The sequence below is a fragment of the Luteimonas pelagia genome (genome assembly GCF_054776035.1).
The window spans coordinates 113,831-129,468 of the sequence record NZ_BAAHCG010000002.1 but is presented as its reverse complement, the minus strand read 5'-3'; the positions used below and the strand labels follow the sequence as shown (position 1 = coordinate 129,468).

The window sequence follows — 15,638 nt, the reverse complement described above, 5'->3', positions numbered from 1 at the left end:
GTTAGACTCTGCGATCCGTTCCACCGACCTGCCGCGATGACCCCGAACCACGACGACTCCCGCTTCGCCCCCGGCCCCTGGGTCCTCGCCGGCATGATCGTGCTCGCGGCGCTGACGCGCGTGCTGCCGCATCCGCCGAACTTCTCGCCGGTCGAGGCGATGGCCCTGTTCGGCGGCGCCTACTTCGCCGCGCGCCATTGGGCGGTGCTGGTGCCCCTCGCGGGCATGCTCGTGTCCGACCTCGCGCTCGCCCTCCTGCACGGCGGGCTGTACATGGAGTATTTCCTCGGCGTCGGCTTCTGGCTGGTCTACGGCTGCATCGCGCTGACCGCGGTGATGGGCTTCGGCCTGCGCGGCCGCGTGGGCGGCGGCCGGGTGCTGGCGTATTCGCTGGCCGCATCCGTGCTGTTCTTCCTGGTCACCAACCTCGGCGTCTGGGCGGGCGGCACGATGTACCCGAAGTCGCCGGCGGGGCTGGGCATGGCCTACGTCGCCGGCATCCCGTTCTTCCAGTGGACGGTGCTGGGCACGCTCGCCTACGCCGCGCTGCTGTTCGGCGGCTTCTCGCTGCTGCGCCGCCGTTTGCCGGCACTGCGGCCGCAGACGGTCTGACGCAGGCGTCGACGGCCAGCGCCTGCGCATGGGCAACCGCCTGTCGAAGATCTACACCCGCACCGGTGACGACGGCACGACCGGCCTGGGCGACGGCAGCCGTGTCGGGAAGGACGCGGCGCGGGTGGTCGCCTACGGCACGGTCGACGAGGCGAACAGCGCGATCGGCCTGCTGCTCGCCAGCGAGCTGCCGGAGGGAATCCGCGCCCTGCTGACCTCGGTGCAGCACCAGCTGTTCGACCTGGGGGGCGAGCTGTGCATCCCCGGGCACGCGGCCATCGAGGACGCGGACGTGGACGCGCTCGAACGCGTGCTCGACGCGCACAACGCGGACCTGCCGCCGCTGAAGGATTTCATCCTCCCCGGCGGCGGCGAGGCGGCCGCGCGCTGCCACCTGGCCCGCACGATCGTCCGCCGGGCCGAGCGCGAGACGGTCGCGCTCGCGCGGCTCGAGCCCGTCCGCGCCCAGCCGATCCGCTACCTCAACCGGCTTTCCGACCTGCTGTTCGTGCTCGCGCGCGTGCTCGCGCGCGCCAGCGGACACGGCGAGGTGCTCTGGAACCACGAGCGGCGCAAGCCGCCCGGCTGAGCGGCACGTGGCGACGGTCCGCCTTCTCACGCACCCCGCGTGCCTGTCGCACGACACGGGCGCGGGCCATCCGGAACGCGCGGCCCGGCTGGACGCCGTGCTCGACGCCCTGGCCGTTGCGTTCCCGGACCTGGAACGCACCGAGGCGCCGAGGGCCACCCGTGCGCAGCTCGTGCGCGTGCACGCACCGGCCCTGGTGGACGGGATCCTCGACGCGCGGCCGGATGGGCTGCTCGCCCTCGACCCGGACACGATGCTTTCGCCCGGCTCCGCCGAGGCCGCGCTGCGCGCCGCCGGCGCCGGGATCGCGGCGGTGGACGCTGTCATGGCCGGCGACGCGCGACGCGTGTTCTGCGCGGTGAGGCCGCCGGGGCACCACGCGGTCGCCGACACGGCCATGGGGTTCTGCCTGTTCAACAACGTCGCCGTGGCCGCCGCGCATGCACTGGAGGCCCATGGGCTGGATTGCGTCGCGATCGCCGACTTCGACGTGCACCATGGCAACGGCACGCAGGCCATCTACCTGCGCGAGCCCCGGGTCTGCTTCGCCAGTTCCCAGCAGCTGCCCCTGTATCCGGGCAGCGGCCACGCGGACGAGCGCGGCGCGGGCAACATCTTCAATGCGCCCCTGCCGCCGGGCGCCGACGGCGCGGCCTTCCGTGCCGCCTGGCGGGAGGTGCTGCTCCCGGCAATCGACCGGTTCGCGCCGCAATTGCTGTTCGTGTCCGCGGGCTTCGACGGGCATCGCGACGACCCGCTCGCCGGCCTCGCGCTCGGCGAGGCGGACTTCGGTTGGGTCACCGGCGAACTGGTGCGGCTGGCCGGGCGGCACGCGGAGGGGCGGCTGGTGTCCCTGCTCGAGGGGGGCTACGACCTCGGCGCGCTTCGCGCCTGCAGCGTCGCGCATGTCGCGGCGCTGCTCGATTGACCCGGTCCCTCAATCCGCCGCGGGTTGGAAATCCAACGCGGCCGAGTTGATGCAGTAGCGCAGGCCGGTGGGCGCTGGACCGTCGGGGAACACGTGGCCGAGGTGGGATTCGCACCGGGCGCAGCGCACTTCCGTCCGCCGCATGCCGTGGCTTTCGTCCACGACCTCCTCCACGGCGGCCGGCTCGGCGGGCCGGGTGAAGCTGGGCCACCCACTGCCCGAGTCGTATTTGTCCCCCGAGTCGAACAGGCGTGCGCCGCAGGCGACGCACGCGTAGGTTCCCTCGGCCGCGTGGTCCCACCATCGCCCGGTGAAGGGCGGCTCGGTCGCCGAACACCTGCAGACGGCGTACTGGGCCGGCGTCAGGCGCGCGCGCCACTGCGCGTCGGTCTGCTCGATCCGGTCGGGTCGCGCCCCGGGGCCGGGGCCATGCTCGCGCTCGCTCATGGTTGCCTCCATCCCGGCCGGCGATCGGTCAGGTGCCGGATCCCGCGCCGGTCCGCGCGGAGTGTGGTCGCCTCCTGTTGCCGGCCGCGTGAAGCCGCCGTTCGCATTGCCGCCCCCGGGTACATGGGGCAAGCTAGCCGGCGTTTTCGCCCACGGACTCCGACGCGTGCGACCAGCCGTCCGCCTGCTCCCGCTTCCGATGTGCATCGCGCTTGCACTGACCGCCCACGCACAGGACGCGCCGCCGGACTACGCGCTGTGCCCGGTCGAGGACGCGATCCCCGCGTTCGGCGAGGCGCCCACCGCGCTGCCCGGGCCCGTCGATCGCGAGGACCTGCCCACCGACATCGAGGGCGACCGCTTCGCCGGCACGCGCGACGAGCACACCGTCTTCCAGGGCAACGTCCACCTCCAGCGGGGCGACCAGTTCCTCGGCACCGACGAACTGACCTACGACACGGAAACCGGGCGCTACGTCGCCGAGGGCAACATCCGGTACCAGGACGCGGGACTGCGCCTGGTCGCCGATCGCGCGGACGGCGACCAGCAGGCCGACAGCCACCGGCTCCAGGACGTGGAGTACCAGCTGGTGTCGCGCCGCGGCAACGGCCAGGCCGACGAGATCGCGCTGCAGGGCACGACCGGCCTGCTGCGCGGATCCACGTACTCGACGTGCACGCCGTCCGACCGCCAGTGGGAACTGCGTGCGCAGGAGATCGAGGTCGACCTCGAGGACGGCATGGGCACCGCGCGCAACGCGACCCTGCGCATCGGCAACGTCCCCGTGCTGTACGTGCCGTGGCTGATGTTCCCGGTCGACGACCGCCGCCGCACGGGCCTGCTGTATCCGTCGATCAGCAATTCCAGCCGCAATGGTTTCGACTGGAAGCAGCCGATCTACTTCAACCTGGCGCCCAACTACGACGCGACCCTCACGCCCCGCCTGATGACCGAACGCGGCCTGATGCTGGGCGGCCAGTTCCGTTGGCTGGTGCCGGGGGGGCGCGGCACCGTCGAGGGCGCGTTCCTGCCCGGCGACGACCTGGCCGCGCGCGAGCGCGACGAGGAGATCGCCGCGGGCATCCCCGAAGAGAACCGGCGGCGCGACGACCGCGGCCAGTTCCGGCTCAACGCGGTGCAGGCCCTGCATCCGAACTGGCAGGCGCGCGCCAACCTCAACTGGATCAGCGATCCGCGTTACGTCGAGGACTTCAGCAGCACGCTGGACAACCTCTCGCCGGTGTACCTGGCCAGCTCCCTCGGCGTGTTCGGGCAGGGCCCCACCTGGACGGGCGGCATTGCGGGCAACTACTACCTGCTGTCGGACTACACCCTGACCGAGGGCTTCCTGCCCCACCATCGCCTGCCACGTGCGTGGTTCTCCTGGGAGAAACCGCTGCAGGAATGGCTCGTCGCCGGCCTGGACGCCGAAGCGGTGCATTTCGAGCACGACACGCGTCCCGGCGGCACGCGGGTCGACCTCAAGCCGTGGATCAGCATGCCGCTGGAAGGCGCCAGCTGGTTCGTCAGGCCGACGCTGGCCTGGCGCCACACGACCTATCGCCTCGACGAGGGCTTCGGCCCCGGGGTCACCGACGACGCGCCCACCCGCTCGCTGCCCATCGCGTCGCTCGACGCGGGCCTGTTCTTCGACCGCGAGACCCGCCTGCGCGGGGAGCGCTACCTCCACACCCTCGAACCGCGCCTGTTCTACCTGAACGTGCCGTACGAGGACCAGTCCGGCCTGCCGCTGTTCGACACCCGGCCGATGACCTTCAGCTGGGGCCAGCTGTTCCGCGACAACCGCTATTCCGGCGCCGACCGCCAGGCGGATGCCAACCAGCTCACGGTCGCGCTCACGACCCGCCTGATCCGCGAATCCGACGGGCGCGAGAAGCTCTCGGCGAGCGTGGGCCAGATCCGCTATTTCGAGGACTCGCTGGTGACCGCGCCGGGCGAGGTCCCGGTGGAGAAGGGCGAATCGTCCTGGGTCGCCGACGCCAACTGGGCGGTGAACGACCGCTGGAGCCTGGGCGCCTCCTACCAGTGGGATCCGAAGTTCCGCCGTGAGGACCTGGTCTCGGTGCGCTCGCAGTACCTGTTCGGCGACGACGGCGTGGTCAACCTCGGCTACCGCTACCGCCGCGAGCTGCTCGAGCAGGCCGACGTGTCCTTCCTGTACCCGCTGTCGCCGACCTGGAGCGTGGTCGGGCGGTACTACTATTCGCTCGAGGACGACAAGCTGCTGGAGGCCATCGGCGGCGTGCAGTGGGACAGCTGCTGCATGGCGGTGCGCCTGGTGGGCCGCCGGTACGTCCGGAACCGCGATGGCGAGCTGGACAACGCGATCCTCCTGGAGATCGAACTGAAGGGCCTGGGATCGGCCGGCCGCGACGCAAGGGGCATCCTGCGGCGTGCTATCCTCGGCTACTACCGCGACGACCTCTACCTCGTGCCGCCGCCCGAAGTCGACGGCGGCGACGACAGCGCCCCGGACCCCTTCGAATGACCCCTCGCCTCCCCGCATTCCTCGCGGCCGCCCTCGCGCTGGCCGCCCTCCTGCCGGCCGCGCCGGCGCCTGCCCAGCAGTTGCAGCCCGTCGACGGGATCGTCGCGGTCGTGGACGAGGACGTCGTCCTGCGCAGCGAACTCGATCGGGCGATGCGGAACGTGCTGTCCCAGTACGCCGGGCGCGAGGCGCAACTTCCGCCCCGCGACGTGCTCGAGCGCCAGGTGCTCGAACGCCTGGTGCTGGTCAAGCTGCAGGTGGCGCGTGCGCGCCAGACCGGCGTGCAGGTCGGCGACGCCGACGTCGACCAGGCCACCGCGGCGATCGCGGCCCAGAACGGCCTGTCGCCCGAGCAACTGGCCGCCCAGCTGCAGGCCGACGGCGGCACCATGGCCGGCTTCCGCGAGACCCTGCGCGACGAGATCATGATCCAGCGCCTGCGCCAGCGGTTCGCGCAGAGCCAGGTCCGCGTCAGCGACGCGGAGGTCGACGCCGCGCTCGCGGCCGATGCCGCCGGCGGCAGCCAGTACCGCCTGGCGCACATCCTGGTCGCCCTCCCCGAGGGCGCGACCCCCGAACAGATCGCGCTGGGCGAGCAGAAGATCGCCGGCGTGAAGGCACTCATCGACCGCGGCGAGATGGACTTCGCGGCCGCGGCGGTCCGCTACTCCGACAGCCCCAACGCCCTCGAGGGCGGCGACCTGGGCTGGCGCAGCCTGGACGAGATCCCGGCAGCGTTCGCGCAGGCCGTGCGCCAGATGCAGCCGGGCGGGATGATCGGCCCGGTCCGCGGGCCGACCGGCTTCCAGCTGCTGCAGCTCCGCGAGGTCCGCGACGCCGCGCAGTCGTCCGCGCAGCCGGTGACGGAGTACCAGGCGCGCCACATCCTCATCCGCGTGCCCCAGGGGGCCGATCCGTCCGAGGCCAAGGCGCGGATCGACACCCTGCACGCCCGCCTGGCCGGCGGCGCCGATTTCGAGGCCCTGGCACGCGAACACTCCGAGGACGCCAATACCGCCAACCAGGGCGGCGACCTGGGCTGGTTCCCGGGCGGTGCGTTCGGTCCCGAGTTCGGCGCACAGTTGCCGGCACTGGCCGACGGCCAGTTCTCCGCGCCGTTCCAGTCCAGCGCCGGCTGGCACATCGTCCAGCGCCTGGGCACGCGCCAGGCCGACGCGGCCGACCTCAACCGGCGCGCCGCCGCCCGCGAGCGCATCGGCCAGCGCAAGCTCGAGGAAGAGTGGAACCGCTTCCTGCGCGAACTGCGCGGGCAGGCCTACGTCGATTCGCGCCTCGAAGGCGCCGACGAACCGGACGCCGGCGGCTGACGATGGCGTGTCCACGGCTGGCGCTGGTGCCGGGCGAGCCGGCCGGCGTCGGTCCGGAACTGTGCGTCCGCATCGCACAGGCCAACCCCCGCGACGATGCCCGGCTGGTCGCGTTCGGCGACCCCGGCTCGCTGCGTCGGGCGGCGACGGCCCTGTCCCTGCCGCTGCGCCTCCTGCCTGCGGAGTCCGCGCCCGAACGCGCGGGCGACCTGCCGCTCGTCGAGATCCCCCATCCTGCATCGACGGCGTTCGGCCAACCCGATCCCCGCAATGCCGCCTCCGTGATCGGCGCGCTCGAAGCCGCGGCGGATGCCTGCCTGCGGGGCCGGTTCGATGGCCTGGTGACGGGCCCGGTGCACAAGGCGACGATCAACGCCGGGGGCATCGCCTACACGGGGACCACGGAACTGCTCGCCCGGCAGGCGGGCACGCCGGTGGTGATGATGCTGGCCAACGACACCCTGCGCGTCGCCCTCGCCACCACGCACCTGCCGTTGCGCGACGTGCCCGCGGCAATCACCGACGCCGGACTCGAGCGGACGCTCGGGATCCTCCACGAGGCGCTGCGTGGCGACTTCGGGATCGACGCGCCCCGCGTCCTGGTCCTCGGGCTCAACCCCCATGCCGGCGAGGACGGCCACCTCGGCCGGGAGGAACTGGACGTGGTCATCCCGGTGCTCGAGCGACTCCGCGCGCGCGGCATGGACCTGCAGGGCCCGCTGCCCGCGGACACCGGGTTCCTGCCCGCCCGCCTGCGCACGGCGGACGCGGTGCTCGCCATGTACCACGACCAGGGCCTGCCGGTACTCAAGTTCAGCGGGTTCGAGCAGGCGGTGAACCTGACGCTCGGCCTGCCCTACCCGCGCGTGGCGGTCGACCACGGCACTGCGCTCGACATCGCGGGCACCGGGCGCGCCGACCCGTCAAGCCTGTCGGCGGCGGTCGCGACCTGCGCCAGGATGGCGAGCCGCCGCAGGGGAAGCGCGTCGTGAGCGGCGCCGCGTTCGACCCGCGCGCGAAGAAGCACCTCGGGCAGCACTTCCTGCACGAGCGCGGCATCGTCCAGAAGCTCGTGCTGGCGATCGACCCGCGCCCGGGCGATGCGATCGTCGAGATCGGCCCCGGGCAGGGCGCGCTGACCTTCCCGCTGCTGGAGGCGCACGGCGCGCTCACCGCGATCGAGTTCGACCGGGACCTGCTGGCGCCGCTCGCGGAGGCGGCGCGCGACATCGGCACGCTGGAGATCGTTCCCGGCGACGTCCTCGACGTCGACCTCGGTGCCCTGGCGCGCCGCGTGTCGCCCGACGGCCGGATCCGCCTCGTCGGCAACCTGCCGTACAACCTCTCCTCGCCGATCCTCTTCCACGCGCTCGCGCATGCGGACGCGATCGTCGACATGCACTTCATGCTGCAGAAGGAGGTGGTCGACCGGATGGCCGCCGGGCCGGGTAGCAAGACCTACGGACGGCTGGGCGTGATGCTGCAGGCGTACTGCCGCGTCACCCCCCTGTTCCGCGTGCCACCCGGGGCGTTCCGGCCGCCGCCGAAGGTGGATTCCGCCGTCGTGCGGCTGGTGCCGCGCGGCGCGGACGAGATCGGCGTCCGGGACCACCGGCGCTTCGCCGACGTCGTGCGCGCCGCGTTCGGCCAGCGGCGCAAGACGCTGCGCAACGCCTTGTCGGGCGTCGCCGGTCCTTCGCTCATCGAGGCCGCGGGACTGCGTCCCGACGCGCGTGCCGAACAGCTGTCGGTGGACGACTTCGTCCGCCTCGCGAACCTGCCCGCCGACGACGCATCCTGATCGTTCGCGCGCGCGTCGCGCCGTGTCCCCGGATTCACGCGCGCACCGTACACTCCACGCATGGACGATGCGCCCAGTTACGCCCTGTCGATCGACGTGGCGACCCGCTTCCTCGATGACCAGTCCGCGCCCGACGAGGACCGCTACGTCTTCGCCTACACGATCCGGATCCGGAACGACGGGAGCGTCCCGGCGCAGCTGCTCGCGCGCCACTGGGTGATCACCGACGGCAACGGCAAGGTCGAGGAAGTCGCGGGCGAGGGCGTGGTCGGCGAACAGCCCTGGCTCCGGCCCGGCGAGGCGTTCCAGTACACCTCCGGCGCGGTGCTGGAAACCGACATCGGGACAATGGAGGGCCGCTACGAGATGCTGGCCGACGACGGCACGCGCTTCGATGCCCCGGTGCCCGCGTTCACCCTGTCCATCCCGCGCACGCTCCACTAGCGACGTGGACCCGGCCACTTCCCGCGTCGAGACCGCCGCCGTCGCCTGCCCGGGGGCGTCGCCATGAGCGTCTGGGCGATCGGCGACCTGCAGGGCTGCCTGGATCCGCTGCAGCGCCTGCTAGAACGCATCCGCTTCGACCCCGCGGTCGACCGGTTGTGGTTCTGCGGCGACCTGGTGAACCGCGGCGGCGAGTCGCTCGAGACGCTGCGGCTCGTGCACTCGCTCCGGGAACAGTCCCACGTCGTGCTCGGCAACCACGACCTGTCGCTGCTCGCGATCGCGCAGCGCACCGAGGAGGAGCAGCAGCGCGTCAACCCGGACCTGCGGCGCGTCCTGTTCGCCGAGGACCGCGACGTGCTGGTGGACTGGCTCAGGCACCGCGAGCTGGTGCACGTCGACCGCGACCTCGGCTGGCTCATGGTGCACGCCGGCCTCGCGCCGAAATGGACCACGCGCATGGCCGAAGGGCATGCGCGCGAGGTCGAGGCGAAGCTGGCCGGCGACGGCCACGCGAAGCTGCTGAGGAACATGTACGGCGACCAGCCGGCGTGGTCGCCGCGGCTCGGCGGCACGGACCGGCTGCGGGCGATCATCAACGTCTTCACCCGCCTGCGCTACTGCTCGCCGAAGGGGCGGATCGCGTTCGAGGAAAAGGGCGTGCCGGGCACGCAGCAGGCCGGTCTGTATCCCTGGTACGCGGTCCCGGGCCGGGCCGAGCGCGACCTGAAGATCGTCTGCGGTCACTGGTCGGCGCTGGGGCTGTTCATCGGCCACGGCGTGCACGCGATCGACACCGGTGCCGTGTGGGGCGGCAAGCTCACCGCGCTCCAGCTGGACACCGACGAACTGCGGATCGTGCAGGTGCCGGGCCGCGACGTCCCCGCGCAGCCGCCCGGTCCGCGCCCGGGCCGTCGCCGCCGCCGGCCGCGTCGCCCGGCGGGAACGGCCTAGGCGCCGCCGTCGGGCCTGCGCACGTAGTCGACGAAGTCGAACGCGTGCGCGTGGCGCGTGTCGGCACGATGGTGCTCGCGCGCCACGACGCTCCAGTCGCGGGGGTCGAACCGCGGGAACCAGGCGTCGGCACCCTCCACCACCGTGTCGACCAGCGTCAGGTGCATCGCGCGTGCGCGTGGAAGGCAGAGCGCGTAGACCTCGCCGCCGCCGATCACCCAGAGCGTCCCTTCGCCGGACGCGATGTCGCGTGCGTGGTCGAGGCTCGGAACCGCCTCCATGCCGTCGAAGGGCACATGCCCGTGCCGCGTCAGCACGAGGTTGCGCCGCCCGGGCAACGCCCGTCCCAGCGACTCGGCCGTGCGCCGGCCCATCAGCACGGTGCCGCCCAGGGTGAGCGCCTTGAACCGCTTCAGGTCGTCGGGAAGCCGGAACGGCAGCGCGTTGCCCTTGCCGATCGCGAAACCGCGATCGATCGCGGCGATCAACGCGAGGTCGGGCATGCGCCCGCTCAGACCGCCACCGGCGCCTTGATCGCCGGGTGCGGGTCGTAGCCCTCGATCGCGATGTCCTCGAAGCGGAACGCGAACAGGTCGTCGACGTCGGGGTTCAGGCGCAGCGTCGGCAGGGGACGCGGCGTGCGCGCCAGCTGCTCGCGGGCCTGCGCCTCATGGTTGGAATACAGGTGCGCGTCGCCCAGCGTGTGGACGAAGTCGCCCACCCCCAGGCCCGTCACCTGCGCCACCATGTGCGTGAGCAGCGCGTAGCTCGCGATGTTGAACGGCACGCCGAGGAAGATGTCCCCGCTGCGCTGGTAGAGCTGGCAGCTCAGGCGGCCATCCGCGACGTAGAACTGGAACATCGTGTGGCAGGGCATCAGCGCCATGTCCGGCAGGTCGGCCACGTTCCATGCGCTGACGATGAGGCGCCGCGAATCGGGATTGCGCCGGATCTCGTCGACCACCCAGCGGATCTGGTCGACCTCGCGGCCGTCGGGCCCGGCCCAGCGCCGCCACTGCTTGCCGTACACCGGGCCGAGTTCGCCATCGGCGTCCGCCCACTCGTCCCAGATGCTCACCTTGTTGTCGCGCAGGTACGCGACGTTCGTCTCCCCGCGCAGGAACCACAGCAGCTCGTGGACGATCGAGCGCAGGTGCAGCTTCTTGGTCGTCACCAGCGGGAAGCCGTCGGCGAGCGGGAAGCGCATCTGCCAGCCGAACACGCTGCGCGTCCCGGTCCCCGTGCGGTCGTCCTTGCGCGTGCCCTGCTCGAGCACATGTCGCAGGAGGTCGAGGTACGCCTTCACGACGCGCCCCGGTCCGCGTGGCCGGCGGGGGCCGGCGCGAGCGTCGGCGCGCGGTGCGAGCGCCACAGCAGGAACAGGCCCAGTGCGACCAGCGGCAGGCTGAGCACCTGGCCCATCGTCAGCCACCCGAAGGCGAGGTAGCCGAGGTGCGCGTCGGGCTCGCGCACGAACTCGACCGCGAAGCGGAACAGCCCGTAAAGCAGCGCGAAGACACCGGACACCGCGTAGCGCGGGCGCGGCCGACTCGAGAACCACCACACGACGGCGAACAGGACGATGCCCTCGAGCACCACCTGGTAGAGCTGCGACGGATGCCGCGCGTAGGCGGCGAGCGCGCCGGCCTCGAACTGCGCGCGCAGGGCCGAGGGATCCATGCCGGCGAACTCGGCCGGCAGCGCGCGCGGGAACACGACGCCCCATTCGCCGCCTGTGGGCTTGCCCCAGAGTTCGCCGCCGATCCAGTTGCCCAGCCGGCCAAGGCCCAGGCCCGTCGGCACCAGCGGCGCGACGAAATCGACGGTGTCGAAGAAATGCAGCCCCTGGCGGCGCGACCACCACCAGCCCGCGGCGAGCACGCCCAGCAGCCCGCCATGGAAGCTCATCCCGCCTTCCCAGACGCGGAAGAGCATCAGCGGATCGCGCAGGAAGTCCCCGAACCCGTAGAACAGCACGTACCCGATGCGACCGCCGAGCACCACGCCCAGCATCCCGTAGAAGGCCAGGTCGCCGAACGCGGCCTCGTCCGTCCCGGGCAACCGTCCCGCGCGGATCCGGTGGCGGCCGAGGAACCACGCCGCCGCGAAGGCCAGCGCGTACATGATCCCGTACCAGTGGACCTGGACGGGACCGAGCGGGAGCGCGACCGGATCGATCTGGTGCAGGTACATGCGCGGGTCCGTGCGGGGCGACGCCCGGCATTGTGCCCGACCCGCGCCGCAGTGCGAGCTACTCCGGCTGGCGGTGCAGGCGCGCGCGGCGCTTGGCGAGCAGGTTCAGCACCTCCACCAGTGCGGAGAAGCCCATCGCCCCGTAGATGTAGCCCTTCGGGATGTGCAGGTCGAAGCCCTCGACCACCAGGTACAGGCCGATGAGCACGATGAAGGCCAGCGCCAGCATCTTGATGGTCGGGTTGCGGTCGATGAACTGGCCCAGCGGGCGCGCGGCCAGCAGCATGACACCCACCGCCATCAGGATGGCGACGACCATGACGGGCACGTAGTCGCCCGCCATGCCGACCGCGGCGATGACCGAGTCGAGCGAGAACACGATGTCGATCACCGCGATCTGCGCGATCACCATGCCGAAGGACGCCATGGGCTTGGTGTCGATGTCCTCCGCTTCCTCCTCGCCGGCGATCAGGTCGCGGATCTCCATCGCGCCCTTCACCACGAGGAACACGCCGCCGAGGATGAGCACCAGGTCGCGGACGGAGATGCCCTGGCCGAACAGCGAGAACAGGTCCGCCGTCAGTCCCGCCAGCCAGGCCAGCGTCAGCAGCAGGGCGATGCGCGTGATGCACGCCACCGCGATGCCGAACTTCCGCGCCTTCTCGCGCTGCGCGTGCGGCAGCTTGCTGACGGCGATCGAGATGAACACCAGGTTGTCGATGCCGAGGACGATCTCGATCGAACTCAGCGTGACCAGCAGGATCCACACCTGCGGGTCGGTCAGCATCTCCATTCCCATCGAATCGTCCGTCCCCCGCCGTCGCCGGCGCTGTTACAGGTAGCGGGGGCCGAGCACCAGCCCCCAGGTCAGCAGCACGTTGAGCATCGCCACGAACACCGCGGCCGATCCCATGTCCTTGGCGCGCCCCGAGAGCTCGTGGAACTCGGCGCCGTAACGCTCGATCACCGCCTCGATCGACGAGTTCAGCAGTTCCACGGCGAGGACGCCGAGGCAACTGCCCAGCAGCAGCGCGCGCTCCACGCCGTCGGCGCCGAGCCACACCGCGAGCGGGCCCATGACCGCGAGCAGGTACACCTCCAGCCGGAAGGAGGATTCGTGCAGCCAAGCCGCACGCAGGCCCTGGAGCGACCAGCGCGTCGCCTTCAGGATCCGCGCCGGCCGGCGCGGCAGGTGCCCGGTCTCGTCCGCCATCCGGGCCTCAACACACCGACGGCGGGACGATGACGGCGGCCACTCGGGCGGGCGTCTGGACGGGACGGGGCGGCGCGTGCATGCGGCGGGAGGCTCGGACTCGGATGGCCGGAAGGGTGGCGCGCGCCGGGCCGCCGAAGCGGCCCGGAAAGCGCGCCATTTTGCCACAGACCGGCGGCCCGGCCGTGCCTGGCCGGTCGTCGACCGTACGTGGGCGGATGGTCGGTTCAGGTCCCGTCGTCCCGGAAGATCGCGGTGCCGCGCCGGCCGTCCGGCCCGATCCACGCGCGGTACATCCCGGGCGTGTTGAAGGGCATGGCGATGTTGCCGTCGGCATCGAGCGCGATCGCGCCGCCGTCGCCGCCGAGCGACGGGACCACGCCGTTCACGACCGCCTCGGCTGCCGCCTGCAGGGTGTCGCCACGGTAGGCGACCCGGGCGCAGATGTCGTGCGCCACCGCGGCCCGGATGTAGTACTCGCCCCAGCCGGTGCCGGACACGCCGCAGCGCGCGTCCGCCCAGGTGCCCGCGCCGATGACCGGCGAGTCGCCGATGCGGTTCCACTTCTTGTTGGTCATGCCACCGGTGGACGTCGCCGCGGCGATGTGGCCGTGCGAATCGAGCGCGACGGCGCCGACCGTGCCGTAGTACGCGGCACCACCGGTCGGCGCGCCCGCCGTGCCCTGTTCCCGCGCCTGTGCCTGTCGCAGTTGCTCGAGGCGGCGCGGCGTGTCGAACCAGTCGTTGGGGACCCGCTCGATGTCCTGGCGCGTATCGGCGAACGCCTCGGCGCCGGCGCCGGCGAGCATCACGTGCGGGCTGTGGGCCATCACCGCGCGCGCCAGGCGCACCGGATGGCGGATGGTGGTGACGCCGGCGACGGCGCCCGCGCGCTGCGTGTGTCCCTCCATGACCGAGGCGTCGAGCTGGTGGCCGCCGTCGGCGGCGTACACCGCGCCGCGCCCGGCGTTGAAGCGCGGCGAATCCTCCAGCACGACGATCGCGGCCTCGACGGCGTCCATCGCGGTGCCACCCGACGCCAGCACCGCATGCCCCGCGTCCAGGGCCCGTGCCAGGTCCGCGCGCACCGCCCGCTCCTCGTCCGCGCCGAGCGCCTCGCGCTCGATGACGCCGGCGCCGCCGTGGATCACCAGCGCGGTACGGGGCGTGGCTCCAGCGGGCGCAGTGGCGGCAGGCGTGGCGGCGGCGGACATGGCGGCAGGCATGACGGCGGACAGGACGAGCAGGCAGGCGGCGAGTCGGCGCATCGTGGCATCCAATCGACGGGTGGCCTCGAAGCTTAGTCAGGGCCGGCATCGCACGCGACCCGCCCGCCGGTCAGGCGAGGCGGATGGTCGCGACGGTGCCTTGCCCGGGGGTGCTCTCGATCGACACCGGCCAGCCGAAGCGCTCCCCGAGCCGCCGCACGATCGACAGGCCCATGCCCTTGCCGCCGGCATCCGGGTCGACCCGGTAGAAGGGATCGAAGATGCGCTCGATCTTGTCGGCGGCCATGCCGATGCCCGAATCGCGCACCTCGATGCGGTCGCGTCCGACAGCGACCTCGACCCGCCCCTCGTCGGTGAAGCTCCACGCGTTCGCGAGCAGGTTGCCGAGCATCACCCCCAGCACGCGCGGCGGGGCATGGAGCGTCGGTCCCGCGTCGCCCGTGACGTCCAGGGCGACGCGATCGGACTTGGCGCGGAATTCTCCCGAGGCCCGGAGCTTCTCGACCTCCTCCATCACGACGTCCCGCGCGCGGAAGTCCTCCGCCTGCTGGCCGATGTCCGCCTCGCGCGCCAGGATCAGGAACGCGTCGATCACCTGCTCCATGTCATGTCCCGCACGCTGGATCCGCTGCAGCGAGCGCTGCGCGCGCTCCGGCAGGTCGGGATCGCCGATCAGCAGGTCGCTGGCGACGCGGATGACGGTCAGTGGGGTACGGAGTTCGTGGCTCGCATCCCGGGTGAAGTCGCGCTCGCGCGCCACGAAGGCCCGGACGCGCTCGCCCATCGCGTGGAGCGCGCCGGCGAGGTGCCGTGTCTCGATGTCCGCATCCTCGGGCAACCGGTCCGCGGCGAGGCTCGCCAGGTCGGGGTTCCGGGGGTCCCAGTGGCGCACCTCGCCGGCGAGCCAGCCGACCGGCGCCAGCAGCCGCTTGGCCATCCGGTACGTGAGCCATGCGCTCAGCACCACCGCGAGCAGCGCGAGCAGCATGGGCCCGAGCAGCAGCATCGCGGCCATCCACTGGATGCGGTTGCGCGGGTAGGACAGGTAGAAGCGTCCTTCGCGGCGTTCGTCCACGAAGACGTACTGGTCCTGCGGTTCGAGCAGGTGCAGGCCCGGGCCGAGCGTCCGGTACACGGCCGGCAGCATGGCCGCCGAGCCCCCCGGCGCCACGAAGTAGCCGCGGAACGCGAGCGAGCGCGGGGGCGGATGGGCCGGATCCGCGGCGCGCTGGTCCCAGAAATACGCCGCCTCGTCCTCCAGGGCCTGGAGGACGAGGCGTTCGGTCACCACCGAGCCGAGCATCAGCGCACCGGCGACGATCACGATGCTCGCGATCGCCACCTGCAGCAGGAACGCGACCTTGATCCGTCGCGGGAGTGCCTCGGTCATG

General features: G+C 72.2%; 17 protein-coding genes. 9 read left to right on the top strand and 8 right to left on the bottom strand.

Annotation, left to right across the window (positions count from 1 at the left end; genetic code table 11):
• Window positions 1-36 precede the first annotated feature (36 nt).
• From ACYU7H_RS05650 to ACYU7H_RS05640, 3 genes are read left to right on the top strand one after another with little or no spacing between them, the layout of a single operon-like run.
• Window positions 37-612 (top strand): DUF6580 family putative transport protein, encoded by a 576-nt coding sequence (locus ACYU7H_RS05650; RefSeq protein ID WP_460813190.1) that lies wholly within the window; start codon window positions 37-39, stop codon window positions 610-612.
• A 28-nt stretch (window positions 613-640) separates the two neighbouring features.
• Window positions 641-1,201, top strand: a complete 561-nt coding sequence (locus ACYU7H_RS05645) for a cob(I)yrinic acid a,c-diamide adenosyltransferase (protein ID WP_460813189.1) — start codon at window positions 641-643, stop codon at window positions 1,199-1,201.
• Between the two features lie 7 nt (window positions 1,202-1,208).
• Window positions 1,209-2,129, top strand: a complete 921-nt coding sequence (locus ACYU7H_RS05640; protein ID WP_460813188.1) for a histone deacetylase family protein — start codon at window positions 1,209-1,211, stop codon at window positions 2,127-2,129.
• A gap of 9 nt (window positions 2,130-2,138) precedes the next feature.
• On the opposite strand, the gene msrB is transcribed toward ACYU7H_RS05640, so the two are convergent.
• Window positions 2,139-2,576 carry a peptide-methionine (R)-S-oxide reductase MsrB gene (msrB, locus tag ACYU7H_RS05635; RefSeq protein ID WP_460813187.1) on the bottom strand — a complete coding sequence of 146 codons (438 nt, stop codon included), beginning with the start codon at window positions 2,574-2,576 and terminating at the stop codon, window positions 2,139-2,141.
• 166 nt (window positions 2,577-2,742) lie between these two features.
• On the opposite strand from msrB, the gene lptD reads away from it, so the two are divergent.
• The 6 genes from lptD to ACYU7H_RS05605 all read left to right on the top strand — a co-directional run bounded on the left by lptD (window position 2,743) and on the right by ACYU7H_RS05605 (window position 9,612).
• Entirely contained in the window at window positions 2,743-5,085 is a 2,343-nt protein-coding gene (lptD, locus tag ACYU7H_RS05630) for an LPS assembly protein LptD (protein ID WP_460813186.1), read from the top strand.
• Window positions 5,082-6,413, top strand: coding sequence for a peptidylprolyl isomerase (locus ACYU7H_RS05625; RefSeq protein ID WP_460813185.1), 1,332 nt, complete (start codon window positions 5,082-5,084; stop codon window positions 6,411-6,413). Before lptD ends, ACYU7H_RS05625 begins: the two co-directional genes overlap by 4 nt.
• Window positions 6,414-6,415: 2 nt before the next feature.
• The gene (gene pdxA, locus ACYU7H_RS05620; protein ID WP_460813184.1) at window positions 6,416-7,405 is read left to right on the top strand and encodes a 4-hydroxythreonine-4-phosphate dehydrogenase PdxA; all 990 of its coding nucleotides are present in this window, start codon (window positions 6,416-6,418) and stop codon (window positions 7,403-7,405) included.
• Window positions 7,402-8,214, top strand: coding sequence for a 16S rRNA (adenine(1518)-N(6)/adenine(1519)-N(6))-dimethyltransferase RsmA (gene rsmA, locus ACYU7H_RS05615; RefSeq protein WP_460813183.1), 813 nt, complete (start codon window positions 7,402-7,404; stop codon window positions 8,212-8,214). The genes pdxA and rsmA overlap by 4 nt, the downstream gene beginning before the upstream one ends.
• Window positions 8,215-8,274: 60 nt before the next feature.
• On the top strand, window positions 8,275-8,658 hold the full coding sequence (gene apaG, locus ACYU7H_RS05610; RefSeq protein ID WP_460813182.1) for a Co2+/Mg2+ efflux protein ApaG: 384 nt from the start codon (window positions 8,275-8,277) through the stop codon (window positions 8,656-8,658).
• A 63-nt stretch (window positions 8,659-8,721) separates the two neighbouring features.
• A complete protein-coding gene (locus ACYU7H_RS05605; RefSeq protein WP_460813181.1) occupies window positions 8,722-9,612 on the top strand; it encodes a symmetrical bis(5'-nucleosyl)-tetraphosphatase in 891 nt (296 codons plus the stop codon).
• Here the strand turns inward: ACYU7H_RS05605 and ACYU7H_RS05600 are convergent.
• The 7 genes from ACYU7H_RS05600 to ACYU7H_RS05570 form a co-directional block, all read right to left on the bottom strand.
• A complete protein-coding gene (locus tag ACYU7H_RS05600) occupies window positions 9,609-10,115 on the bottom strand; it encodes a dihydrofolate reductase (RefSeq protein WP_460813180.1) in 507 nt (168 codons plus the stop codon). The genes ACYU7H_RS05605 and ACYU7H_RS05600 overlap by 4 nt on opposite strands.
• Before the next feature lie 8 nt (window positions 10,116-10,123).
• Complete coding sequence (locus ACYU7H_RS05595; protein ID WP_460813179.1) at window positions 10,124-10,918, bottom strand: thymidylate synthase; 795 nt, start codon at window positions 10,916-10,918, stop codon at window positions 10,124-10,126.
• Complete coding sequence (gene lgt / locus ACYU7H_RS05590) at window positions 10,915-11,805, bottom strand: prolipoprotein diacylglyceryl transferase (protein ID WP_460813178.1); 891 nt, start codon at window positions 11,803-11,805, stop codon at window positions 10,915-10,917. The genes ACYU7H_RS05595 and lgt overlap by 4 nt, the downstream gene beginning before the upstream one ends.
• Before the next feature lie 58 nt (window positions 11,806-11,863).
• The gene (locus tag ACYU7H_RS05585; RefSeq protein ID WP_460813177.1) at window positions 11,864-12,604 is read right to left on the bottom strand and encodes a TerC family protein; all 741 of its coding nucleotides are present in this window, start codon (window positions 12,602-12,604) and stop codon (window positions 11,864-11,866) included.
• Window positions 12,605-12,637: 33 nt separating this feature from the next.
• Window positions 12,638-13,018, bottom strand: a complete 381-nt coding sequence (locus ACYU7H_RS05580) for a diacylglycerol kinase (protein WP_460813176.1) — start codon at window positions 13,016-13,018, stop codon at window positions 12,638-12,640.
• A 227-nt stretch (window positions 13,019-13,245) separates the two neighbouring features.
• Window positions 13,246-14,286 carry an isoaspartyl peptidase/L-asparaginase family protein gene (locus ACYU7H_RS05575; protein WP_460813175.1) on the bottom strand — a complete coding sequence of 347 codons (1,041 nt, stop codon included), beginning with the start codon at window positions 14,284-14,286 and terminating at the stop codon, window positions 13,246-13,248.
• Window positions 14,287-14,356: 70 nt separating this feature from the next.
• On the bottom strand, window positions 14,357-15,637 hold the full coding sequence (locus tag ACYU7H_RS05570) for a sensor histidine kinase (RefSeq protein WP_460813174.1): 1,281 nt from the start codon (window positions 15,635-15,637) through the stop codon (window positions 14,357-14,359).
• Window position 15,638 lies beyond the last annotated feature (1 nt).

Excerpts from the sequence above, each read along its gene's own strand:
- ACYU7H_RS05650 (WP_460813190.1), top strand. The coding sequence starts at position 37 with ATGACCCCGAACCACGACGACTCCCGCTTCGCCCCCGGCCCCTGGGTC.
- ACYU7H_RS05645 (WP_460813189.1), top strand. The coding sequence starts at position 641 with ATGGGCAACCGCCTGTCGAAGATCTACACCCGCACCGGTGACGACGGC.
- msrB (WP_460813187.1), bottom strand. The coding sequence starts at position 2,576 with ATGAGCGAGCGCGAGCATGGCCCCGGCCCCGGGGCGCGACCCGACCGG.
- ACYU7H_RS05625 (WP_460813185.1), top strand. The coding sequence starts at position 5,082 with ATGACCCCTCGCCTCCCCGCATTCCTCGCGGCCGCCCTCGCGCTGGCC.
- pdxA (WP_460813184.1), top strand. The coding sequence starts at position 6,416 with ATGGCGTGTCCACGGCTGGCGCTGGTGCCGGGCGAGCCGGCCGGCGTC.
- apaG (WP_460813182.1), top strand. The coding sequence starts at position 8,275 with ATGGACGATGCGCCCAGTTACGCCCTGTCGATCGACGTGGCGACCCGC.
- ACYU7H_RS05605 (WP_460813181.1), top strand. The coding sequence starts at position 8,722 with ATGAGCGTCTGGGCGATCGGCGACCTGCAGGGCTGCCTGGATCCGCTG.
- ACYU7H_RS05600 (WP_460813180.1), bottom strand. The coding sequence starts at position 10,115 with ATGCCCGACCTCGCGTTGATCGCCGCGATCGATCGCGGTTTCGCGATC.
- lgt (WP_460813178.1), bottom strand. The coding sequence starts at position 11,805 with ATGTACCTGCACCAGATCGATCCGGTCGCGCTCCCGCTCGGTCCCGTC.
- ACYU7H_RS05585 (WP_460813177.1), bottom strand. The coding sequence starts at position 12,604 with ATGGGAATGGAGATGCTGACCGACCCGCAGGTGTGGATCCTGCTGGTC.
- ACYU7H_RS05580 (WP_460813176.1), bottom strand. The coding sequence starts at position 13,018 with ATGGCGGACGAGACCGGGCACCTGCCGCGCCGGCCGGCGCGGATCCTG.
- ACYU7H_RS05575 (WP_460813175.1), bottom strand. The coding sequence starts at position 14,286 with ATGCGCCGACTCGCCGCCTGCCTGCTCGTCCTGTCCGCCGTCATGCCT.
- ACYU7H_RS05570 (WP_460813174.1), bottom strand. The coding sequence starts at position 15,637 with ATGACCGAGGCACTCCCGCGACGGATCAAGGTCGCGTTCCTGCTGCAG.